Source organism: Streptomyces sp. NBC_01166 (genome assembly GCF_045039765.1).
Lineage (GTDB): Bacteria > Actinomycetota > Actinomycetes > Streptomycetales > Streptomycetaceae > Streptomyces.
Genome location: NZ_CP108613.1, coordinates 1,504,278 through 1,527,477, shown reverse-complemented (window position 1 = coordinate 1,527,477; position 23,200 = coordinate 1,504,278). Strand labels below are relative to the sequence as shown.

The 23,200-nt window shown below is 71.2% G+C and carries 18 protein-coding genes; 4 read left to right on the top strand and 14 right to left on the bottom strand.

Annotated features, from left to right (window positions below; translation table 11 throughout):
* Positions 1 to 26: 26 nt before the first annotated feature.
* Positions 27 to 1,934 (bottom strand): AAA family ATPase, encoded by a 1,908-nt coding sequence (locus tag OG379_RS06975; RefSeq protein ID WP_405660434.1) that lies wholly within the window; start codon positions 1,932 to 1,934, stop codon positions 27 to 29.
* Positions 1,935 to 2,301: 367 nt separating this feature from the next.
* Positions 2,302 to 2,916: a uridine kinase gene (locus OG379_RS06970; protein ID WP_405660431.1), complete on the bottom strand. Its 615-nt coding sequence runs from the start codon at positions 2,914 to 2,916 to the stop codon at positions 2,302 to 2,304.
* Between the two features lie 186 nt (positions 2,917 to 3,102).
* Between OG379_RS06970 and OG379_RS06965 the strand changes: the two genes are divergently transcribed.
* Positions 3,103 to 4,464, top strand: coding sequence for a peptidase C39 family protein (locus tag OG379_RS06965; protein WP_405660429.1), 1,362 nt, complete (start codon positions 3,103 to 3,105; stop codon positions 4,462 to 4,464).
* A gap of 129 nt (positions 4,465 to 4,593) precedes the next feature.
* Here OG379_RS06965 and OG379_RS06960 read toward each other — a convergent pair whose 3' ends face one another.
* A complete protein-coding gene (locus OG379_RS06960) occupies positions 4,594 to 5,832 on the bottom strand; it encodes a PucR family transcriptional regulator (RefSeq protein WP_405660427.1) in 1,239 nt (412 codons plus the stop codon).
* Positions 5,833 to 6,012: 180 nt separating this feature from the next.
* Between OG379_RS06960 and OG379_RS06955 the strand changes: the two genes are divergently transcribed.
* Both OG379_RS06955 and OG379_RS06950 read left to right on the top strand, forming a co-directional pair.
* Positions 6,013 to 7,425 (top strand): alkyl sulfatase dimerization domain-containing protein, encoded by a 1,413-nt coding sequence (locus OG379_RS06955; protein ID WP_405660425.1) that lies wholly within the window; start codon positions 6,013 to 6,015, stop codon positions 7,423 to 7,425.
* 2 nt (positions 7,426 to 7,427) lie between these two features.
* Positions 7,428 to 8,774, top strand: a complete 1,347-nt coding sequence (locus OG379_RS06950) for an MFS transporter (protein ID WP_405660423.1) — start codon at positions 7,428 to 7,430, stop codon at positions 8,772 to 8,774.
* Positions 8,775 to 8,825: 51 nt separating this feature from the next.
* Here OG379_RS06950 and OG379_RS06945 read toward each other — a convergent pair whose 3' ends face one another.
* The 6 genes from OG379_RS06945 to OG379_RS06920 all read right to left on the bottom strand — a co-directional run bounded on the left by OG379_RS06945 (position 8,826) and on the right by OG379_RS06920 (position 15,279).
* Positions 8,826 to 9,215, bottom strand: coding sequence for an STAS domain-containing protein (locus OG379_RS06945; RefSeq protein ID WP_405660422.1), 390 nt, complete (start codon positions 9,213 to 9,215; stop codon positions 8,826 to 8,828).
* Positions 9,212 to 10,495 carry a PP2C family protein-serine/threonine phosphatase gene (locus tag OG379_RS06940; protein WP_405660420.1) on the bottom strand — a complete coding sequence of 428 codons (1,284 nt, stop codon included), beginning with the start codon at positions 10,493 to 10,495 and terminating at the stop codon, positions 9,212 to 9,214. The genes OG379_RS06945 and OG379_RS06940 overlap by 4 nt, the downstream gene beginning before the upstream one ends.
* Positions 10,495 to 11,298, bottom strand: coding sequence for an alpha/beta fold hydrolase (locus tag OG379_RS06935; RefSeq protein WP_405660418.1), 804 nt, complete (start codon positions 11,296 to 11,298; stop codon positions 10,495 to 10,497). Before OG379_RS06935 ends, OG379_RS06940 begins: the two co-directional genes overlap by 1 nt.
* A gap of 117 nt (positions 11,299 to 11,415) precedes the next feature.
* A complete protein-coding gene (locus OG379_RS06930; RefSeq protein WP_405660416.1) occupies positions 11,416 to 12,573 on the bottom strand; it encodes an NUDIX hydrolase in 1,158 nt (385 codons plus the stop codon).
* Between the two features lie 46 nt (positions 12,574 to 12,619).
* On the bottom strand, positions 12,620 to 13,126 hold the full coding sequence (locus OG379_RS06925; RefSeq protein ID WP_405660414.1) for an NUDIX domain-containing protein: 507 nt from the start codon (positions 13,124 to 13,126) through the stop codon (positions 12,620 to 12,622).
* 80 nt (positions 13,127 to 13,206) lie between these two features.
* Positions 13,207 to 15,279, bottom strand: a complete 2,073-nt coding sequence (locus OG379_RS06920) for an ABC transporter ATP-binding protein (protein ID WP_405660412.1) — start codon at positions 15,277 to 15,279, stop codon at positions 13,207 to 13,209.
* 341 nt (positions 15,280 to 15,620) lie between these two features.
* Here OG379_RS06920 and OG379_RS06915 point away from each other — a divergent pair, with 341 nt between their 5' ends.
* Entirely contained in the window at positions 15,621 to 16,205 is a 585-nt protein-coding gene (locus OG379_RS06915; protein ID WP_393765737.1) for a TerD family protein, read from the top strand.
* Positions 16,206 to 16,308: 103 nt separating this feature from the next.
* Here the strand turns inward: OG379_RS06915 and OG379_RS06910 are convergent, their stop codons facing one another.
* The 5 genes from OG379_RS06910 to OG379_RS06890 form a co-directional block, all read right to left on the bottom strand.
* Positions 16,309 to 17,427 (bottom strand): cytochrome P450, encoded by a 1,119-nt coding sequence (locus OG379_RS06910; RefSeq protein ID WP_405668424.1) that lies wholly within the window; start codon positions 17,425 to 17,427, stop codon positions 16,309 to 16,311.
* A gap of 125 nt (positions 17,428 to 17,552) precedes the next feature.
* A complete protein-coding gene (locus tag OG379_RS06905) occupies positions 17,553 to 18,491 on the bottom strand; it encodes a MerR family transcriptional regulator (RefSeq protein ID WP_405660410.1) in 939 nt (312 codons plus the stop codon).
* Positions 18,492 to 18,572: 81 nt separating this feature from the next.
* Complete coding sequence (locus OG379_RS06900) at positions 18,573 to 20,522, bottom strand: ABC transporter permease (protein ID WP_405660408.1); 1,950 nt, start codon at positions 20,520 to 20,522, stop codon at positions 18,573 to 18,575.
* Between the two features lie 75 nt (positions 20,523 to 20,597).
* Positions 20,598 to 21,395, bottom strand: a complete 798-nt coding sequence (gene modA, locus OG379_RS06895) for a molybdate ABC transporter substrate-binding protein (protein ID WP_405660406.1) — start codon at positions 21,393 to 21,395, stop codon at positions 20,598 to 20,600.
* 463 nt (positions 21,396 to 21,858) lie between these two features.
* Positions 21,859 to 23,115, bottom strand: coding sequence for a cytochrome P450 (locus OG379_RS06890; RefSeq protein WP_405660404.1), 1,257 nt, complete (start codon positions 23,113 to 23,115; stop codon positions 21,859 to 21,861).
* Positions 23,116 to 23,200 lie beyond the last annotated feature (85 nt).

The following is a 23,200-nucleotide window of genomic DNA, read 5'->3' as shown; positions in this document are numbered from 1 at the left end:
CCGGGGCCGTCCGGCGGACAGCGGGCCTACAGGCTGCCGGGTTCCTGCTTCCCCCGGTCCACCGGGCCCCGGCCCGACAGCACCTCGCCGTACGCCTGCATCAGGTCCGGCAGCCGCAGCGTGGCCAGATCGTCCCGGGTCGGCACGGCGGTGTAGCCGGACAGCCGCAGATCGCGGTAGGCACAGCTCTTCTCGTACAGGGTGCGCAGGAAGCGGCCGTTGCCCAGCTCGTCGATCCAGCCCTGGTCGACCACGTGCCCGCTGATGCTGCGCAGCTCGTCGAGGGACTCCTCGTCCCACACATCGCCGTTCTCGGCGGCCAGCACCCCGCCGATCGCGGTGAGTTCGAGGGGGCGGTAGCTCGGGAAGTCGACCCGGGTGGTGAAGCGTGAGGAGAGCCCCGGGTTGGTGGAGAGCAGCCGGTCCATGCCTTCCGGATAGCCGGCGAGGATCACGACCAGGTGGTCCCTGTTGTCCTCGGCCCGCTTGAGGAGGACCTGCAGGGCCTCGTCGCCGTAGGCGTCGCCCTTGCTGTAACCGGAGTTGGAGAGGCTGTACGCCTCGTCCACGAAGAGCACCCCGCCGAGTGCCGAATCGATCAGCTCGTTGGCCTTCACCGCTGTCTGACCGAGGAACTCGCCGACCAGATCGGACCGTTGGGCCTCCACCAGATGGTCGCCGCCGAGGAGCCCGAGGGCGTAGAAGACCCGGCCCAGGATGCGGGCGACCGTGGTCTTGCCCGTCCCGGACGGCCCGGAGAAGACGAAGTGGCGCTTCGGCGGCTGTACCGGAAGTCCCTGCTCCGCACGGAGACGTGCCATGTTCAGCTGCGCGGACAGCGCCTTGACCTGGCGTTTCACGGGTTCGAGGCCGACCATGCGTTCGAGCTCGGCCAAGGCCTCCGCGAGCATCACCGGGTCGCTCGGTCCCGCGGGGAAGGATGCGGCCCGCGGTGCGCCGGGCTTCTGCCGTGCCCCGGCGGCACCGGAAGCCGGCGGTGGCACCACGGCCCCTGGCAGGACCTGCGGGTCACCGCCGAGCCAGGGCTCACGGCCGTCCACCAGGTCGGTGCCGAGCGCCATGTCGCCGTCCGCCCGTCCCTCCAGGCCCGTGCCGTCCGAGCCGAAGCCGGCCAGTGAGACCGCCGCGAGATCGGCGGCCTCGTCGTAGCCGTCCCCCTCGGAGATCGCGGCGAGCCGGGCCGAGGTGTCCATGAAGGCCGGGTCCACGCGGTGGACCGCCCGGTACAGCGGCAGGGCCGCCGCGCTGCGGCCGGTGCCCTCGTGGGCCCGCGCCAGCCAGTAGCGCAGCTCCTTGCGCTGCGGCTGCTCGCTGCGGCAGCGCATCAGCGCGGCGGAGAGCAGAGGCTCGGCCTGCCCGTACATCTCCAGACGCACCCGCGCCATGCCGCCGAAGAGGCCCGCCTCGATCCCGAGCAGCGGATCGTCGATGAGCGGCTCCGTGGTGCGTACGAGCTGGTCCCAGTCCTTGACCAGGTAGGAGCGGCAGGCGTGCAGGAAGCGGACCTGGGGATCGGTATCGACCGGCGGAAGACCCGCCAACGCCCGGTCCAGCTCCGGCACATGGCGGCCGTCCAGCCAGTGCGAGGCGTGCGCGAGGAGCAGATCGCGCGGACTCTCCAGCACGGGCTGGACCCACCACCCCAGCCAGTACCACGAGTTGAGCGTGCGGCGATGACGGGTGCGCTGCTCGCCGAAGCGGTCGCGGTGGCGGTACATGCGTAACAGTGCCGTGGTGGTGTCGATCCGCAGGGCGTGCAGGCCCAGCCAGCCGTCCGCCATGCCGGGGTCGAGACGCACCGCCGCTCTGAACTCCTCCTCGGCCTGTGGGTACGCGCCCATCGTGTAGGCGTCCACCCCACGCAGCCAGGCAAGGTCGGCCGGGGCCTGCGTGCCCGGCGTGCCGATGTCCATCAGGTCCCCCACAAACCGTGCCCCCAGAATGTCCCGCCCGCACAGCATGCCCAGCTCGGCGCCCCTAATCACCGTGCCGGGGACGGGAATTGACCACACCCGAGACGCATCGTACCTGTACAGGGAGTGAGCGGTTAAGTGCGTAACCGGCGCTTCGACGGCCGTGACCGAGGGTGAGGGAACGGCCCGGTGCGGCGAGGTGTGAGGGCAGAACGAAGCCCCCGATCACGGGGGAACAACCGGGGGCTTCGCGTCCGCGGGGGCTCCGAAAAGCCGCACATTGAGAACGTAAGACCTGTACGGCCCCTCGGTCAAGCCGAGTTGGAGCGGCTCCGGGGCTTTTTCGTACTGCCCGGTATGGCGGCCCTCACGCTTCACTGTCCGTGACGATTCGACTCGTCACCGCTGTCGGGCGAGGGCCATCCAGCCACATGTATCCCGTGGGCATCCGTCGTATCACCGCATCCGCGAAGGGATATGAGGGATCGTCGGCGAAATGACGGTGCTCGGCGACGGTCCAGCCGTCCCAGAAGTCCGAGAGGCCGGGGCCGTCGCGCAGTCGGCCCTGCTCCCAGGACGCCTCACTCTCCCCCTCGATCCACAGCAGCCCCGCGAGATACGGCCGCACCGCGGAGCGCCCGGCCCCCACCCCCTCGATCAGGACCACGGGGGCGGGGTCCAGCGTCCTCGGCGGGCCGAAGCGACGGGCCGTCCAGTCGTACGGCGCGTAGCGTGCGGCCTCTCCCCGCGAGAGCGGATCCAGGACCTGCGCCCGGAGCCTGTCCGTCCAGGCGAAGAGCTCCTCGTGCGTGGCCAGGTCGTCCAGGCGCAGTACGGGGGCGCCGCCGAGCGCCGCGGCCAGGCGGTCGGCGAAGGTGCTCTTGCCGGACCCCGCGTGCCCGTCGACGGCGATCAGCCGCACCGGCCCGCAGGACGGGGGCAGGGAGCGCAGCCGGCGCGCGTGGTCCCCCAGGTCGTTCATGTCCCCACCCTACGAGAGTCCGCGGTGTCTCTCGCGGCCATGCCCAGGTCACGCCAGTGGACCAGACCAATATTGCTGACGCGGCACGGGGCGAATCACTGGCCGGATCCGTCCTCGACCCGCAATAGTTGGCGCACCGATCGGCACCCGCAGCCCCAATCCGCTCAACGACCGGGGGTCTCGCCCATGACCAGACCGACTTCACGCAGGACCGTGCTCACCGCCGCGCTCGCGGCAGCGGCAGGGGCAGGCACCGTGGCCTCCGCCGGCCCCGCGAGCGCCGCCCCCTCCCGCACCTCCCCATCACCGGCGGCAGCCTCGCTCGTGGACAACCGTTTCTGGACGACGTACACCGACTGGCGCTGCGGCACGTCCGCCGGGACCCGCGCGGTCGCCGGACGCCGGCCGGGCCTGGAGATCTCCGCCCCCGCCGGGAGCACCGACTACACCGACCCGCACACCGGCAGGACCAGCACCTGGGAGTACGCGACCTGGACCTCTCCGGTCCACCGCTCGGCCGTCCCCGCCACCGAGGTGATCGCCTCCTGGAACGCCAACACCCCGCAGGGCACCTGGATCCAGGTCGAGCTGCGCGGCAGCTACTCGGACGGGACGGACACGCCCTGGTACGTGATGGGCCGATGGGCCGCCGGTGACGCGGACATCCGCCGCACCTCCGTGGACGACCAGACCGACGGCAGGAGCTCGGTCTGGACCGACACCTTCTCCGTGGACGACGCGGCGAGCGGGCTGCGGCTGGCCTCCTACCGCCTGCGGCTCACCCTCCACCGCACCCCCGGCACCGGCCTCACGCCCACGGTCCACCGGGTCGGCGCCATGGCCTCGGACATCCCCGACCGCTTCACCGTCCCCGCCACGGAACCCGGCGCCGCCCGGGAACTGGAGGTGCCCCGCTACTCGCAGAACGTCCATGTGGGGGAGTACCCGGAGTACGACAACGGGGGCGAGGCCTGGTGCAGCCCCACCTCCTCGCAGATGATCATCGAGTACTGGGGCCGCAAGCCCACCCCGGAGGACCTGGCCTGGGTCAAGCCCGGCATCCCCGACCCGCAGGTGTGCCACGCGGCGCGCTACACCTTCGACTACCAGTACGAAGGATGTGGCAACTGGCCCTTCAATGCCGCCTACGCCGCGACGTACAAGGACATGAACGCCGTGGTCACCCGGCTCGGGTCGCTGACCGATGTGGAGAAGCTGATCGCCGCGGGCGTCCCGGTCATAACGTCCCAGTCGTTCCTCAAGGGCGAGCTGACAGGGGCGGGCTACGGGACATCGGGTCACCTGATGACCGTCATCGGCTTCACGTCCGACGGCGACGTGATCGCCAACGACCCCGCGTCCCCGTCCAACGACGCGGTGCGCCGCGTCTACCGGCGGCGCGAGTGGGAAAATATCTGGCTCCGCACGAAGCGCTACGACGCCAACGGCGCGGTCAGGAGCGGCACGGGAGGGGTCTGTTACGTCTACTGGCCGGCTGTCCCCACGGCAGGCCAGCGCCGTGTGCTCCGGTCGCTCGGGCTGACCTGAGCGGGTAGGGACCTACGGCCACCTCGACGACCTGACGGCAGCGCTCCTGACCGTCCTGGCGCGAGGTGGCCGTACCGGTCCTCGTGACCTTGACGGAGCGGCACACCCGGCCCCTGATCCCGCGGGCGGTCACCGGGGTGCGTCGCCGCGCAGGAGCAGGGCGGCCAGTGCCAGGGCGTTGCCGCGTGGGGAGGCGATGTCGAGACCGGTGAGCTCGGCGATCCTCGCCAACCGGTTGTCCACGGTGTTGGGGTGGAGCCCCAGGTGGCGTGCGGTGCCACGTCGGTCGTGCCGGTGTTCAAGGTGGGCGCGCAGGGTCTCGATGAGTTCGGGCCGGTCGCCGACAGGATCGAGCAGGGCGGCGATGCGGTCGCTGCTCTCGTCGTGGCGGGAGAGGTGGTACTCCAGCAGGACCTCGTCCATGCGGTGCACACCGGCGGGACGTCCGCAGGCGCGGGCGACCCGGACGATGTCGGTGGCGGTGCGGGCGGCAGCCGGCACGTCCTGGGGCGTGGCGGCGGTGACCCCGGCGAGTCGCACGTGGTCGCCGCAGATCTGCCGGAGCCGGGCGGCCAGCTCCTCGCATGCACGGACGCCGTCCGTGTCGTCGGCCCGGCGCGGTGTGATCACGTGACCTCCGTCGACGCCGAGCAGCGATACCGCCTCGGTGCCGAGCGCGCGGTCGACCACGGTCTGGACACGGCGGACCTGACGGCGGTCCGTGACGGCCGAGGCCGCCGTGACCTGCCCTCGCGGCATGTGCAGATGGACGACGAGGCAGGGTCCTTCGAGGCCCAGTTCCTCGAGGGCCCGCGCTGGGGGAAGGGAACCGTCCAACAGCCTGCGTACGAGGGACCGGTGGTGCTCACGTCGTTCGGCGAAGAGGGCCGCCTGTTCGTCGAGGTAGGTCTCGGCCACGGCGCCGATGACGGCTTCGTGACCGCGCAGGAGGAAGTCGACGAGTTCTATGAGAGCGCCTTCCTCCCCGTCGGTGGCCTCGTCCCGGAGGGCTTGCCAGAGGACGTAGATGCCCGTGGAGTGGCTGCGGAGCAGTGTGTGCAGGGGCATGCCCTCGTCCGCGCGCTGGGCGGCGCGTTCACGGAAGAGGCTGTAGTCCCCGGCGCGGCCCTGGGTGTCGCGTACGCGGCGAAGGAAGAGGCGCAGCCCGTTGCGGACCGTCGCGGCGATCTCCACGTCCTTCACGTCCGAGGGGAGCTCGCCGTATCCGGGGAGGCGTTCGAAACTCTGGCGGGCCATGCGGCGGGCGAGCTCGTTGACGCGGCCCTCGCACCGGGCGGCGAGAGCCTGCGCGGCGGGTGAAAGCGCCGGATGCGCACCGCTGCGTTCAGGTATCGGCTCGTCGGGCACCGGCCGCACCTTCCTCAAGAACGGTTGTGACGGATCACAGAGTACGGCGCGTTCGGTTGTGAGCGCGGCGGGTGTCTCCTCGCCGGGCCCCGCACCAGACTCTACGGACATCGACGGGCCACCCCGCCCCGGTGGGCAGGAGGAGTGGCCCTCAGCATCACGTGCGAGGAGCCGGGCGCTATGACGGAACACAATGCCAGCAGTTACATGGAGTACGCGGACCGGGTCTGGGCCGGCGAGGAGTCGCTGCTGGCCCATTTCACGGGGGCCTTCGCCGACGGCGGCCTTGTACGCGTCGGTGAGCGCACCGGGTTCTTCCCGGCCTTCGCGAACGTGGCCGTCTTCGACACCGGGGACGGGCTGGTACTGGTCGACTCGGGCGACTTCCGTACCGCGTCCCAGCTGCACGAGTCGGTGCGCGGCCACTCGCCCGCTCCGGTGAGCGCGGTGGTGTACACCCACGGCCATGTGGATCACGTCTTCGGCGTGGGGCCCTTCGACAAGGAAGCCGCAGAGGCCGGGACGGCGCGCCCCGAGGTTGTCGCGCACGAGGCGGTCGTTGCGCGCTTCGACCGCTACCGCGAGACGGCGGGGTACAACACGTGGATCAACCGGCGGCAGTTCGGTGTGCCCTCCCTGCAGTGGCCGACGGAGTACCGCTACCCGGACACGACCTACCGCGACCGGCTGGCCGTGCGCAGGGGAGACCTGACCTTCGAGCTGGTGCACGCCCGCGGCGAGACCGACGACCACACCTACGTGTGGATCCCGGAGCTGAAGACCCTGTGCACGGGCGACCTTTTCATCTGGAACTCGCCCAACGCGGGCAACCCCCAGAAAGTGCAGCGCTACCCGGTGGAATGGGCGCGGGCGCTGCGCGACATGCAGGACCTCGGGGCCGAGGTGCTGCTCCCCGGGCACGGTGTGCCGATCCTCGGCGCAGGCCGCATCCGGCAGGCGCTCGGCGACACCGCCGAGCTGCTCGAGTCCCTGTGCACCCAGACGCGGGACCTGATGAATGCCGGAGCGCGTCTCGACGAGGTGCTGCACGGCGTGAAGGTCCCGCAGGGCCTCCTGGAGAAGCCGTATCTGCACCCGGCGTACGACGAGCCGGAGTTCGTCGTACGCAACCTGTGGCGTCTCTGGGGCGGTTGGTACGACCAGAACCCGGCGAACCTCAAGCCGGCCCCTGAAGCGGCGCTGGCCGCCGAACTCGCCGACGCGGCAGGCGGCGCGCAGGTGCTGGCGGGCCGGGCCGAGCAGTTGCTCGGTCGCGGCGAACTGCGGCTGGCAGCACACCTCGCCGAGACCGCCGCGCTGGCCGCTCCGACCGACCGTGAGGTGGCACGGATCCGGGCCGAGGTCTTCGCCCGCCGGGCCGCAAGCGAGCCCTCGACGATGGCGCGCGGCGTCTTCAACTGGGCGGCTGCCGAATCCGCCGCCGTCGCCGCGGGAACGGACGTCGCCACCGAACTGACGCGCAGCGACCAGGGACGGCGGCGCGCCGCAGGAGCCATCAGCGTGGGAGTCGTCGACGACGACAGCTGCGGATGCGGCGTGCCCGCGGACGACAGCGCAGAGCAAGGAGGGTGATCGTGGAGACAAGGACTGCCGCAGCACGGCGCGCAGGCCCGGCAGGCCCACCGGCCGGCGGCCGGCAGGCATGGACGACCACCTGGCTGCTGTTGGCCTTCATGCTGGTGAACTTCGCCGACAAGGCCGTCCTGGGGCTCGCCGGGCCGGAGATCATGAAGGAATTCGGTCTGAGCCGCCAGGAGTTCGGCATGGCCCAGGCCGCCTTCTTCAGCCTCTTCTCGCTGTCCGCGCTGGCCGTCTCCTTCCTGACCCGCAAGGTGCGCACATCGGTGCTGCTCCTGGCGATGGGCCTGCTGTGGTCGGCCACCCAGCTGCCGATGCTCTGGGGCGCGGCGGGCTTCGGGACGCTGATTGCGACAAGGGTGCTGCTGGGCATCGCCGAGGGTCCGTCGGCGCCCGTGGCGGTCCACCATGTGCACGGCTGGTTCGAGCAGCGGGAGCGCACCCTGCCGACGGCGATCCTCATGGTGGGGGCGGCGGCGGGGGTCGCGGTGGCAGCGCCCACGCTCGGTGCGGTGATCTCGCACTTCGGCTGGCGCTGGGCCTTCGGCGCAGCGGGAATCGCGGGTCTGCTGTGGGCGGCGGTCTGGGCGGTCAAGGGCAAGGGAGGACCACTGGCCCCACCGGTCGGCCGTGAAGCACGCGCAGCGGACGCCGGATCCGGGGCCGCAGAGGTACCGCTGCGGGCTGTCTTCCTCTCCGGCACGTTCATCACCGCGGCCCTGGGCGCGTTCGCGGCCTACTGGGTGATGAGCGCCAAACTCACCTGGCTGCCGGACTATCTCCGCACGGTGGTGGGCTGGGACCTCGGGCAGGCCGGCGCGGCGGTCGGTGGAGCTGCCGTGGCCAACGGCGTGGTCCTGCTGGCGCACGGCCTGCTGGCACGCCGGGCCGCCCTGCGCGGCACCGGAGGCAGGCTGCCCGAGGGCGCCGGTGCCGGTCTGCTGCTGGTGGCCTCGGCGGGCGCGGTGACCGTGTTCGCCACCGCCGACGCTCTATGGATCAAGATCCCGATGATGTTCGGCCCCATGGCGATCGCCCTGGTCATGATCACCGCTGCGCAGACTGCCATCGCCCGCATCACGCCGCCTTCCCAGCGAGGTGTCGTCCTCGGGGCCCTCGTGGCGGTCTTCGCTCTGGGCGGCGTGGTGTCGCCCCTGGTCCTCGGCCGGATCGTGGACAGCGCGGCGTCAGCGACGTCCGGCTACGAGAACGGCTGGCTCGTCACGGCCGCCCTGCTGCTGATCACCGGCATGCTGGCGGCCCTGTTCATGCGCCCGGAAAGGGACGCCCGGCGCCTCGGCGTCCCGGAGGGCCCGGTCACCGGGGTTCCCGTCAGCCACTGAGAGGCGCCCTGGCGGGCGTCAGTCCGTTGCTTCGCGCTGAGCTATGTCCCCTCAGCTTCCGTCAGCTGCCCGCTCCCCGGGGTAGGAACAGCGGGCAGCGGAGCTGCGTGCGGTGGCGGTCGAGACGTCCGGGTGGATGGCGAAGACCCGGTCCAGGCCGACGATGCCGAGGATGCGGGTGGTGTTCGCGGGTACCGAGGCGAGAGCGATGTCGCAGCCTTGTGCGCCGACCAGGTTCCGGGCCGTCAGCAGAGCGCTGATCCCGCTGGAGTCGCAGAATTCCAGGGCGGCCAGATCCAGTACCAGCAGTTGTCCCACGGCCAGGGTGAGATCGTCCACGGCTCGGCGCAGTTCGGGCGCCGTCTCGTGGTCGAGGTCGCCGACGATCTGGAGTACGGGGCCGGTGGTGGCCTCTCGGGTGTTGATCTTCAGTGGGCTCATGTCAGGGTTTCGGTCGCTGTGGTGGGAAGCGCGGCGGGCACGCCGAGGGCGAGCAGCGCGGTGTCGTCGTCGAGTCCGTCGCCGAACCCGGCGAGCAGCCCGGACAGGGCGCTGATCAGCTCCCGGGGCCCGGCGGGGAGCCGGGCGGTGGTGAAGGCGCGCAGGGCGTCCTCGCCGTACAGCTCGCGGCCCGGGCCCGTGCGGGCCTCGGTCAGGCCGTCGGTGTAGAGGAGCATGGTGTCGCCGGGGAGCAGCCGGGCGCGGACGGCAGTGAACTGTGCCTGGGGCAGGACCCCGATGAGCATCCCGCCGGGGGTGGGTAGGTAATCGGCGGTGCCGTCCGCGCGCTGGATCAGTGCCGAAGGGTGCCCGCCGGAGGCCAGGTGCACGCCGACATGCCCGTCGGCGGGCTCCAGGACACCGAATATGGCGGTGCAGTAGCGGGCGTCGCCGCTGGTGTACCGATCGTGCAGCACCGTGTTCAACGTGGTCAGCACGGTGACCGGGTCGGCGTCGTGCAGGGCGGCGGCGCGCAGGGTGTAGCGGGTCAGGGAGGTGACGGCGGCGGCCTGGGGGCCCTTGCCGCACACGTCGCCGAGGAAGAACGCCCACCGGCCGGCGCCCAGGGGGAACAGGTCGTAGAAGTCTCCGCCCAGCAGATCCGGGGAGGCGGTGTGGTAGTAGGAGGCGGCCTCCAGCCCTGGAACTGCGGGCAGCTCGGCGGGCAGCAGGCTCTGCTGCAGGACGGCGAGCGCCTCCTGGAGCCGCTGACGGTCGGCCTCGGCCTGTCTGTGTGCTTCCTCGGCCGCCCGCCGGCCGCGCAGCAGCTCGGTCTCGTAGGCGCGGCGGTCCCGGGCGTCGAAGACCGTGGTGCGGATCAGCAGCGGCTCCCCGTCCCTGCTGGTCTTCACCTTCGAGGTGACCAGCACCGGAATCCGTTGACCGGCGGCGGCCTTGATGTCCATGGCGATGCCGCTGACCTCGCCCTTCATCTGCAGCAGCGGCGCGAAGTGCGTCTCGTGGTACAGCTTGCCGCCCACGGTCAGCAGATCGGCGAACCGCATGCGTCCCACCACCCGGGACTGATCCAGGCCCAGCCAGTCCAGCAACGTGGTGTTGATCTTCGCGATCGTGCCGTCCATCAGCGTCGACAGATATCCGCACGGCGCCTGCTCGTACAGTTCCTCGGCACTGTCCTCCAGCAGTGATGTGAACACCGCGTCCGTGGCGTCCAAGTCCTGCTCCTCGCCCGGCTCCGGTGCCTGGTCGGTACGGCACATCACCGAAGGGCTCCGACGAAGTCGGTGATCGCCCCGGCGGTGGCCTGCGGTGCGCTCAGCTGCGGGCAGTGCCCTGTCGCCTCGAGGGTGACCAGCCGGCTGCCGGGGATCGCGTCCCGGACGTAGGCACCGACCTCGCGGGGGGCGATCATGTCCTGAGTGCATTCCAGGATCAGCGTGGGCACCGTGATCGTCCCGAGGTCCTCGCGGCTGTCGGAGAGGAACGTCGTGCGGGCGAAGACCCGGGCCATGTCCGGGTCGGTCGCGCAGAACGAGGCGGCCAGCTCCTCGCCGAGTTCCGGCCGGTCCGCGTTGCCCATGATGACCGGGGCCATCGCCGCGGACCAGCCCAGATAGTTCGACTCCAACGACTCCAGCAGCTCGTCGATGTCCTCGGCGCTGAACCCGCCGCGGTAGCCGTCGTCGTCGATGTAGCGGGGCGAGGGCGCGACCATGACCAGGCGGGAGATGCGCTGCGGCGCCTTTGCCGCCGCGAGGGCCCCGACCATCGCACTGACCGAGTGCCCCACGAACGTCACGTCCCGCAGGTCAAGTTCCTCGCAGACCTCCAGCACATCCTGCGCGTAGCCCTCCAGCGAGCTGTAGCGCTTCTCGTCCCAGGCCGAAGGGTCCGCCCGGCCCGAGCCCACGTAGTCGAACAGCACCACGCTGTAGCGCTCGGCCAGGGCGGGGACCACCAGACGCCACATGTTCTGATCACAGCCGAACCCGTGCGCCAGCAGGAGCACCGGCCCATCCGTACGGCCGGTGACAGTGACGTTGTTCCTGCGGAGGATATCCATACCGCCAGCTTGCCACCCTCCTCCCCACGCGAAGCAGGGGGTCTGGTACGTCGTGGATCTCCTGGCGCCTGCGAAGGCGTGCAGCGGTCCAGGCGGCGCGGTGCGCGGCCGTGCGGCCTACGGGGCGTGGGAAGGATGGCGAGACCCGCCCGCTCCCCCTGGACCGTGTGCGGCATCGGACAGGACGAGGTCTGTGATGCCGAGTTCGGTGACGGGCTGGAGGGCGGCTCCGGGGATGCCCAGCCGCCGGCGAGCCCGGTGGACGGCGGCGAGGTGATCGGCAACGGACGGCCCCCAGTCGAAGAGCTCCGCGGCTTGTTCGGGGGCCGCCAGGATGCGGGTGTAGGTGAGTCCTGTGGCCGGATCGGACCGTGCAGGGCCGACGTCGGTGAGTGCTGCGGCGTAGCGCAGGTACGCGCGCCGTCCTGCGGGATCGGTGACGTGTCCGAGGAGCAAGGGGCTTCCGAACCGGGCTGCGGCTTCCTCGTCGGCTTCGCGGTGCAGGGTGGACACGGGGTCGCCCTGGTCCTGCTCCTCGGGCTTGCCGCCCGGCAGGAGTGCGCTTCCGGTCTCGGGGTCGAGGAGGATGAGGACGCGCCCGTCCGGCGCGAACAGCCACGCCCACACCTGGGTCACGGTGAGCTCGCGCGGGGCCGGGCCCCGGTGCCACGGGTAGTGGTACTCGGGGCGGGCGGTCCGCAGGACGTCGAGGCGGTCCAGGACGCCGGGGGTGATCGGACGGCCGTTCTCCAGAAGCACTGTGCCGGCGGCGTTGATCCGGGCACGCAGCGCGGACAGAGCGCGGCGGGCGTCGGCCGGGGAGAGCAGGCCGGGCAGCCGGGCGGGCTCGACGAACTCGATGCCGGTGATCTCACTCGGAGGCAGGCGGATCTCGGCGATCCGTCCGTCGTCCCAGGTGCCGCCGTCGAAGACGTGGAGGATCTCGCCGGGAAACCTCATGGACGCGGGCGCGTCGACGGCACCGGTGGAAACCCAGTCGACGGCCAGGCCCCGGTCGACGAGGGCGGCGACCCCGAGTTCCTCCATGAGCTCGCGCGCGGCGGCGTGGGCAGGGGACTCGCCCTGGTCGACGGCGCCTCCCGGCAGGAGGCACGTGTCGCGGTAGTCGACGTGCTGGATCAGTACTTTCCCGTACGAGTTGGTGATCAGTACGGACGTGCCGACCCACAGAGCGGCTGCGGCCCGCAGCGCGCCGTAGGCCTCGTCGCTCATCAGCGTGCTGGGCGGCTCGCCGGGAACTGGCGCTGTCGTCATGACTCTCCGATCGAGGAAGGGGGGGCAGGCCTGGTCCTGGAGGCGTTCAGCTGTCCCCCCAGCCCCAGGAATCGAAGTAGGCGGCCGTGCCGGTCAGCCGTGCTGTCATCACCGCTTCCAGACGGGCGAAGTCCTGGGGAGGCATCAGCGGCTCCCACCCCTCCACCGGGAGGGCCCGAACCGCGTCATGTTCGTCCGGGTCCAGAACGATGGATCGGAACTGCTCGTCGGTGAGCCGGCCGCCGTCGAACACACACCCCGTCGTGCTGAACGGCAAGTCGCCCCCGGGAAGACCGAAGACCGACGCGAGCAGACCAGGAGGCCCCTCGACCTCGATGCCGGTCCCCTCACGGCACTCCCGCTGCGCCGTCCGCCAGGGCCGCTCTCCGTGATCCATCGTTCCGCCCGGGAACTGCCACGGGTGCGCCCGGGAGTACGTGGCCCGCAACTGCACCGGCCGGTGATCCTTGTCGGTGAAGAACACGCAGGCGAAACCCGTCGACTTGGGCACGGACGAGGCGTACTCCTCCGGTGGTAGCCAGATACGACTCACGGGGCCCCTTCGTTGGTGCTGATTTCGAACGGGATTCGCGTCACGACGACGGGGGACCGACTTCACGTCGTCTCCCGGATTCATGGCAGGGGCGGCTCGGCGGCCGCCGCACCGGACTCCGGTCCGCCCGTCGCCGACTCCGGTGCCGGGGTGTGGCCGGGTTGCGGGGGGATGGCCGCGGTCTTCGTCGCGTACTGGGCGGCCTGGGCGGTGAACATGCTGCGGTAGATGCCGTCGGGCCGGGTCATGAGTTGTTCGTGGGTGCCTTCTTCGGCCACCCGGCCCTGGTCGAGGACGTAGATGTGGTCCGCGTCGGCCGTGGCCGCGAGCCGGTGGGTCACGAGTACGACGGCGTGGCCTTCTTCCGCGAGGGACCACAGGCCTTCGAACGCGGCGATCTCCGCGTGCGGGTCGAGGGCCGAGGTGGGTTCGTCGACCAGGAGGAAGGGAGCCCCTCGGTACAGGCTTCGCGCCGTGCCGAGCTTCTGCCACTGTCCGCCCGAGAGCTGGACGCCGCGCTCGTAGCCCTTGTAGACGATGGAGTCCCAGCCGTGGCGCAGGTTCTCGATCAGTCCGAGGACCCCGGCGGAGAGCGCGGCGGACTTCACCCCGTCCATGTCACGGACGCGGTCGCCGGCGCCGATCGCCACATTCGCGGCCGCGGTCATCTCCCAGCGGGGGAAGTCCTGCGCGAGCAGCCCCACCAGGGCGAAGACTCCCGCCCGGTCGGCGTCCCGGAGTCCGACCCGGTCGCTGCCGTCGGCGTCCTGCCACCACACATCGCCGTCCGGGGGCACCAGCAGCCCGGCCAGCACCTTGGTCAGGGTGGTCTTCCCGGAGCCGTTCGCGCCCACCAGCGCGGTCACCTCGCCGCGGCGGACCCGCAGGCTGACGTCCCGCAACGCGGGGGAGTCGGCTCCCGGGTAGGTGTACGACACGTTGTCGACGCGGATTTGATGGACGCGGGCCGGCAGCGGGGTCCCGGTGGTGGGGATGGCGTTCTCCTCGGCCAGGGCGATGGCGTCCTCGGTGTCCGTGAGGAACAGCAGCTCCTCGTAGAGCCGGTTGACCTGCTGGACCAGGGAGGTCAGCCGTGCCGTCGAGGCGCGGATCGCGAGGACCGCGGTGCCGCCGACGGCGAGTGGCAGCGAGCCGTCGGCCAGCAGCCACCACAGGACCCCGTAGCAGGCCACCGACGCGACGCCCGCGAAGGCGCCGGCCACCAGATCCGTGGACGCCTGCGCACGGGCCAGGCGGCGCTGCTCCGCCTCGGTCTGGTGGGACATCTCCTCATAGCTGCTGAGCAGTTTGGTGCCGGCCGCGTGCACGCGGATCTCGCCCTGCGCGTGCGGTCGGGTCAGGAATCCCAGGAGTGAGGCGATGGCCCGCCGGTGATCGATCCAGTGCAGCTTCGAGACGTACTCGCGGCGTGCGGAGCTGACCGCGCCCCATCCCTTGGGCAGGGCGATCACCAGGAGCATCGGCAGCAGCATCCAGTGCAACGACGCCAGTACGACGGCGGCCGCCACCATCGAGATGAGGACGTTGCCGACCCCTACCGACAGCATCAGCATGCTGCGGGCCGAGTCCGTGCCGAACCGGCCGGCCTCCAGCACACGCTGGACCTCCGGGCGTTCGGTCGCCTCCAGTTCGACGCGGGTGACAGCCCTGTAGTAGCGCGCCGAGACGGCCCGCTCCACCTGCGGTTCCAGCCGTCCGGACATCGCCGTCGACCACGCCGTCAGCAGGGCCGCGACCACCGCGGTCGCCCCCAGAGCTGTCAGGGCCGGAAGGGCTTCGCGCAGCTTGTCCGCCGTCGGACCCTCCGCGAACAGATTCGTGAGCACACTGTTGACCGCGACCAGTCCCCAGGCCGCGGTCACTCCCTGCCCGAGCTGTGCGGCCACCACTGCCGCCATCGCCCGCCGGTCCGTCCGCCATCCGGTGCGCAGTACCAGGGCGACCATGCGCGGCAGCGCGGCCGCCATGTGCCGGAACGAGAGCCGGGTCAGCGGCCCCACGTGGCGTACGAAGGACTGGTCGTAGCGCAGGCGTCCCCCGTACAGCTCGCGCTCCGCGTTCGAGATCTCCTCCTTCGCGGGTGTGCCTTTCTCGCCCCGCGAGCTGTCGCGGCGTGGGCCGGTGCGTGTCAACGTCGCTCCTTCCTGGTGGCCGTGTCGGGATCGTCAGGTTCAACGAGCGCAGCCAGTTTTCGAACACGTGTCTTTCGGCCGAGTTTCGAATCCCGGTTCCGCGCGGTTGTCGAAAGGTGTCGGATGCATGGGCCCTTGTGCCGTAAGAGGTGCTCCACGAGTGGGTGTTGGCCGAAACGCCGTCGATCGGAAGGCATGGGGCGGAATGGTCAGGGCCGCAGTCCTGGGCCGGGACAGCACCACCGGGACAGTGCGAAGAGGTGAGGCCCGGCGTATTGCGCTGCCGGGGCGACAGGCACACTCTGCGTGTTGTATTTCCTTCAGCAGAGGACGGCCCACACATGATCACGCTCACCAAGGAAGACGGACCGGCAGATCTGGACGGAGTCACCCATCTGTCCATCGGTGTGTCCTGGGACCCCACGGCCGGCAGCAGCGGCGGGGTCATGGGCATGCTGCGCCGCAAGACCGGGACCGACCTCGACCTGATCGCCATCGCCGTCCAGGGCGCCGACCCGGTGCGTCTGGCAGGCCTGGACTCGCTGGACCCCATGGGCAACGGCTCCCTGGTGCACAGCGGCGACAACCAGACAGGGCGCGGCGACGGCGACGACGAGACCGTCACGGTCGAATTCGCGCGCATCCCCGCCAACATCACGTCGATCGTGTTCGTCGCCGCCGCTTTCAAGAAGGGGAGTTCCTTCCAGAAGGCCCGCAACATCAGCTTCAAGGTCTACGACGCGACAGGCGGCAGCGCCCAGCAGGTGGCCGACATCTGGCCCAGCCTGCTGACCCAGGAGAACGGCTGCGCGGTCGCGAAGGCCGTGCGGGTCGGGGGCGCCTGGAAACTCGAAGTGATCAATTCGGCGGGGAAGATCAAGCAGGGTGACGAGCACGCGCTGATGCGCTTCGCGATCAGCAAGTAGGGCTCTCGCACGGACCGCCCCCCGACGGGGACCGTGTGACCCCGGGCCGAAAGCCTTCTGCCGGCCGGAGCTCCCGTGAAGGGGATCCGGCCGGGCCGGCGTGTCAGGTCAGAACGGGGAGAGAATCCAGTCCGCGGACAAGACGGGTGTGCCGCCACACCAGCCGCTCGTCCGGCACCGCGAGCCGGATGCGGGGGAAGCGGGTCAGGATCGCGCGTAGGGCGATGTGGGCCTCGGCTTTCGCGAGGGGCGCGCCGACGCAGCGGTGGATGCCGTGGCCGAAGCTGAGATGACCGGTGGCGTCCCGGTCCAGGTCGAGCCGGTCCGGCGCCGGGAAGCGTCGGGGGTCGCGGTTGGCGGCTCCGAGGGCGACGAGTACGGGGACGCCCGCGGGGATCTCGGTCCCGCCCAGGGTGATGGCTTCCGTGGTGAACCGGAAGGTGGAGGTGCTGACCGGCGCGTCGAAGCGGAGCAGCTCGTCCAGCGCCTGCGGGAGGGAGTCCGGGGCGCTGCGCAGGCGTTCCATCGCGGCGGGGTGCCGCAGCAGGGCCAGGGCGGCGTTGCCCAGGAAGTGGGTGGTCGTCTCGTGCCCGGCGACGAGCAGCAGCACGGCCAGGGAGACCAGCTCGTCCTCATCGAGGTGGTCCTCGCCGTCGCGTGCGGCGATGAGGCGGTCCAGGAGTGAATCGCCCGGCCGGAGACGCTTCGACGCGATGAGGCCGGTCATGTATTCGGCGACGGCGTACGAGGCGGCGTCGGTGCGGCCGGGCTCTCCGGCGGCGAACAGTTCGGCGGACCAGCGCTGAACCTGGGGCCGGTCGGTCTCCGGCACGCCGAGCAGTTCGCAGATCACCATGACCGGAAGAGGGACGGCGAGGTCGGCGACGAGGTCGACCGGCCCGTCGGCGGGCCAGCGGTCCAGCAGTTCGTCGGTCAGCCGCGTGATGAAGGGGCGGAGCCCGGCGACGGCGCCGCTCGTGAACGCACCGGTGACCAGCTTGCGGAGCCTGGTGTGACGAGGCGGGTCGCCGGCCAGCATGGTGTGCGCGACGGCGGGATGCAGCCGGCGCTTCGAGTCCACGCCGGCGAAGAAGGCGGCGGTGTCCTTGGAGAGCCGCGCGTCGCCGAGAGCCAGCCGGGCCTCCTCATAGCCCGTGACCAGGTAGCTGCGGCGTCCGCCGGACCCGGACGCCACAGCCCGTACGGGGCATTCGGAGCGCATGGCCGCGTAGGCGGGGTACGGGTCGCGGGCGAACTGGGCGTCCGGGGCGGCGTTGTTCGAGATGTCAGGCTCCAACCGGGGTGCGGGGGGCCATCATCCCCGCCGGGGGTGAACCCGTGCGCGGGTCAGTGCCGCACCCTGGCACGCAGAGCCTCGACGGACCACTCGAGCACCGGCGCCAGCCTCTCCGGGGCCGACCAGCGGTTGATCACCGCCAGGAGCTGGGAGTACCGCTCCCTGCGAGCATCGCTGACCCCTTCCAGCCGCGTCAGCAGCCGGCGGCGGAGTTCGGCGTCGTCGGGGCGGCCGAGGACACGGGCGTAGTGGGCCGTGAGCGCGGCGACGACGGGATCGGCTCGGGGTGAGGCCGGTTCGATACCGTCCGCCAGGGCCGGGCCGACCAGGTCACGGACCGTTCCGACAAGGTCGCGGTGTGGCCCCGTGGTGCCTCCGCAGGCGCGCTCGGCCGCGTGGTCCTCGGCTGTCCGCCGCAGGACGGCGCGGAAGTCGGGGTCCTGGGACAGTTCGGCCAATTCCATCCAGGCCTGGACCTGTTCGTCCTCGGGGTTGTCGGGCAGTTCGGGAGTCATCGAGCGCATGGCCGCCGCGAATACGGGGTCGGCGCCGGGACCACCGAACACGGAGTCCAGGAAATCGTCGATCAGGGACCGGCGTTCGTGCTCGGAGAGCTGGGCGAGCTTGTGCATGAGATCCGTCTCCTCGGGGGTCGCCCCGCGTGTGGCCACAGCCGTCAGGACCGCGCGCCTCTGGCGCAGCGTGCGGATCTGCACGGCCAGTGCTTCGGCGTGCGCCGCGGCGACCTCGGGGAGCGAGATCTCCCGGTCCATGACCTTCCGGATCGAGGGAAGGTCCAGTCCCAGGTCGCGCAGGGTCCGCACGAGGTCCAGGCGCGCGACGGCGTCGACGGCGTAAAGGCGGTAGCCGGCGGGGCTGCGGTCGGTCGGCGTCACGATTCCGCGATCGGAGTAGAACCGGATGGTCTTGACCGTGAGGCCGGTCCGCCGGGCCAGCTCGCCGATCGAGTGGAGCGTGTCGTCGTCCATGTCCCCACCTTCGTGTCTCCCCCTGGTGGAGACTCAAGCCCAGGTTGCTCCGCCACCACGACTTCCCGCCACCCGGTCTGCTCAGAGGGCGACGACGGTCGCCTCCGTGGCTTTGACGCTGGTCCAGACGGAGCTTCCCTCGGCGAGGCCGAGTTCGGCGAGGGCCTGAGGAGTGATCTCGGCGACGAGATCCGGCACCTGGCCCGAGGTGACCAGGACCCGCAGCCGGCTGCCGCTGGTGGTGATCTCCCGTACGGTGCCCGGCCAGACGTTACGGGGGCTGCCGGTCGGCTTGTCCCTGTGCACGGAGACGGCTTCCGGAGCGATGATCGCGAGGGAGTCCGTCCCCGGCGGGAGCGGGTCCGCGGCCACGAGGAGGCCGCCGTCGGTGAGTCGGATGCCGGCGTCGGTGGCGGTGCCGGGCCAGGCGTTGCGGCCGAGCATCCGGGCGACCCAGGGGGAGCGCGGGTTGCGGGTGACCTCGGCGGGTGGGGCGTCCTGCAGGGTCCGTCCCTCGTCGAGGACGAGGACCCGGTCGGCGAGCGCCACGGCTTCGACGGGGTCGTGGGTGACCATGAGGCATACGCCGCCGAAGCCGTCGAGATGGCGGCGGAGGGTGTGCCGGACGTGGGCGCGTGTGGTCTGGTCGAGGGCCGCGAGCGGTTCGTCGAGCAGAAGCAGCCGCGGCCGGGCGGCCAACGCCCGGGCGAGCGCGACCCGCTGGGCCTGGCCTCCCGAGATCTGACCCGGTCTGCGGTGCGCGAGATGCCCTACGCCCAGACGGTCCAGCCACATCTGCGCACTGCGACGGGCCTCGGCGCGCGGGACGCCACGGGCGCGGAGCCCGTACGCGGTATTGGCCGATGCGTTCATGTGGGGGAAGAGCGCCCCGTCCTGGGGGACCCAGGCGACGCCCCTGCGGTGCGGGGGGAGCGTGGTGACGTCGGTGTCGCCGAGCCGGAGTTCGGCGTGGGCGCGCGGGGTGAGGCCGAGGAGCGCGCGCAGCAGGGTGGTCTTCCCGGCGCCGTTGGGGCCGACGACCGCGATGGTGGTCCCGGCATCCGCGTCCAGCGTCAGGTCGTTGAAACCCGTGACGGTGGCGTGGAGCGGCCAGCCTGCCCCTGCCTCCGAGTCACCGGCGTCGGGTGTGACGTCCGAGGCGGCAGGTGTGTCCAGCTGCGGGGCCGGGCCGGGACCGTCCGCCAGGGCGCGCGGCCGGGGGGAGTTCGGGGTGCCGGTCCATCGTCCGCGCAGCGCGATGAGTACGGCCATGGCGATGACCAGCAGGAGGAGCGAGACCGAGGTCGCGGCTTCCGGGCTGTCCTGGAGCAGCAGGTAGACCTGGAGTGGAAGCGTCTGGGTCGTGCCGGGGAGGTTTCCGGCGAAGGTGATGGTCGCGCCGAACTCGCCGAGGGCGCGCGCCCAGGTCAGCGCCGCGCCCGCGGCGAGACCGGGGGCGACCATGGGCAGGGTGACGGTGAAGAACACCCGTACCGGTGAGGCTCCCAGGGAGGCAGCGGTCTCCTCGTAGCGAGGGCGAAGTCCGCCCAGCGCTCCTTCGAGGCTGATGATCAGGAACGGCATGGCGACGAAGGTCGCGGCCAGGACGGCGCCGGAGGTGTGGAACGGCAGCGTGAGTCCGAACGTGTCCTCCAGCCACGAGCCGAGGAGCCCGCGCCGGCCGAAGGCCAGAAGGAGGGCGACGCCGCCGACGGTCGGTGGCAGGACCATCGGCAGGAGCACGAGAGAGCGGACGAACGCCTTGCCGGGGAAGTCGACGCGGGCCAGAAGCCAGGCCAGTGGCACACCGAGGACGAGGGAGAGCCCCAGGGCCCAGGCGGAGACGACCAGGGAGAGCTTCAGCGCCTGGGTCGTTTCGGGGCTGGTCAGGTGAGCGCCCAGGTCGGACCAGGACGTACGGGTGATGATCCCCAGCAGAGGCAGGAGCAGGAAGGCGATGGCCAGCAGTGCGGGGATCGCAAGGGCGATCGGGGCGCGGGGGCCGGTGGCGCGGCGGCGAAGGCGTCTCATGAAGATTCCCGATGCTGAAGTGGCGTGCGGGCGTCCCGTCCCGCGGACGGGACGCCCGCACGGGGCGGATGCCCGCTACGGCTTCTGGAAGCCGGCGTCGGCGAGGATCTTCTGGGCCTCGGGGGTGGACAGCCATGCCACGAACGCGGTCGCGGCCTCGCTGTTCCCGGAGGTCTTCAGGGTCGCCGCCGGGTAGGAGGCTACGGCGTTCTGCGCGTCCGGGATGTCGACCGCGTCGATCTTGCCGGACGCGGTGGCGGCGTCGGTCCTGTAGACGAGGCCGGCGTCCGCCTCGCCGAGTTCGACCTTGCTGAGGACGGCGCGGACGTTGGGCTCCTGGGAGACGGGCTTCACGTCGATCTTCTGCGCGTCCAGGATCTGCCGGCTGTAGCGCCCGACCGGCACCTCGGGCGCGGCGAGGACGACCTTCAGCTCGGGGTCGGCGAGGTCCTTCAGGGTTTCGACCTTTTCCGGGTTGCCCTTGCCCGTGGCGATCACCAGTCGGTTCTTCGCGATGACCGTCGGCGACCCGGTGTCGGACTTCAGTGCGTCCATCGTCCTGGTGTCCGCCGTCACCAGTGCGTCGGCGGGTGCGCCCTGCTTGACCTGCGCGGCAAGCTCCTGCGACCCGGCGAACGAGAAGGTCACCTCGGTCCCGGGGTGCTTCTTCTCGTAGGCCGCACCGGCCGTCTTGAAGACGTCGGTGAGCGAGGAGGCGGCCAGAACCGTCAGGTCCGCATCCGGCGCCCCGGACGCCGACGCCTTGTCACCCGAGTCCTTCTTGTCGTCGCTGCCACAGGCGGCCAGCGGAACGAGGAGCACCGCCGTGAGGATCGCGGCCGCGGTACGCCGTCGGGTGAAGGAGAGAGACATGAGGGGGAGCTCCTTGGGGACTCGGCCGGCCTGTGCCGCCCGGGCGGCTGTCGGAGGGCCGCGCCGAGCGGGACGATCCCCAGCGCGGGGCTGCATGTGCGACAGATTAGTGGAGCCCTGCTTGTATTTACAAAGCTTAATGCGAATCTCCATGGCACATGCGTTCATACCTGGAGGATGGTCCGATTCCAGGGGTGGCCGGCGGTGGATGGGTGGTCCACATCTGCTCCGGCCACGCCCCGACCCACACGCGGGTGATCGCGCGGACGTAGCGCGCCCCGCACCGGTCCACGGGGACCACGAGCCGGCTTCCCGGCCGTGTCCGGATCCCGGCCGTCCATCCGGGTGGCCAGGAGGACGGGGGTGTCGCCGAAGTCGGCGTCGGTCTCCGCCCGAGCCGGCACGGTGCGGCGCCCGCAACGGCCCCTCGGACCGGTGCCGCTGCGAGCCGTTTCCCGGGCGGTCACCAGGTGACGGGCAGGGCGTGGAGGCCGTAGATGACGGCGTCGTACTTGAAGGGGACGGCGTCGAGGTCGTCGACGGTGCGGAGGGTGGGGATGCGACGGAAGAGGGTGGGATAGATGACCTGGAGCTCCATGCGGGCCAGTGGCTGGCCCACGCAGTGATGGGCGCCGGCTCCGAACGCCTGGTGGTGACGGGCGTTGCGGGTGAGGTCGAGTCGGTCGGGGTCGGGGAAGACCGCGGGGTCGCGGTTGGCGAGTTCGCCGAGGAGGATGACGCCCTCTCCCGCACGGATGGTGCGACCGGCGATCTCGATGTCCTCCAGGGCGGTGCGGCGGCGGCCGAGGTGGACGATGGAGAGGTAGCGCAGGAGCTCCTCGACGGCGTCGCGGATGACGGCGGGGTCGTCCGTATCGCGGATCAGGGCCAGTTGCTCAGGGTGCTGGAGGAGCAGGAGCGTACCCAGGCTGATCATGTTCGCGGTGGTCTCGTGTCCGCCGAGGAGAAGGAGTACGCCCATCGTGGCGGCCTCCCGGCGGGTGAGTTCGCCGTTCTCGATCTGTGTGCAGAGGCTGGAGAGGAGGTCGTCGCCGGGCTCGGTGAGCTTGCGGCCGACGAGCTCGTCGAGGTAGGCGGCGAGGTTGGTGTGGGCCGTGCGCCGTTCCTCGGGAGAGGCGACGGCGGACACGATGACCTTGCTGTTCGTCTGGAAGAACTCGTGGTCCCGGTAGGGGACGCCGAGCATCTCGGAGATGACCAGGGAGGGGATGGGCAGGGCGAGCGCCTGGACGAGGTCGGCCGTGCCGGGGCCCTCCAGCATGGCGTCGATGAAGTCGTCGGCCATCTTCTGCACGCGGGGGCGCATCGCCTCGATGCGCTTGATGGTGAAGGCGCCGCTGATCATGCGGCGCAGCCGGGCGTGCTCGGGGTCGTCCATGCCGACGAAGCTCAGGTCGGTGCTGCCCGCATGGGCGTGCGAGGGATCCACGGGGCTGGGAAAGCCCGGCCGGGTGAACTCCACGCTCAGACGCGCGTCGGACAGCAGCGCCTTCTGCTCGGCGTGCCCCGTCACGGCCCAGGGGGTGCTGCCGCCCCAGGAGCGGACCCGGGTGAGCGGGCCGTATCCGGACAGCGCCCGCATCTCGGGCGACGGCGCGAAGGGGCATTCCGAGGAGCGCGGCGGGGGGAAGTCGGGGATGCCGTCGGCCCTCGCCTCAGGAGTGCCGGCAGTGACGGGAGTTGCGGGCGTGCTGGTCATGGTCTTCTCCGGTGGGGTGGGGCCGCCTCCGCCACGGCGGGGCGTGGGAGGCGTACGCGGATCAGTCGGTAGGGGGCGACGGAAG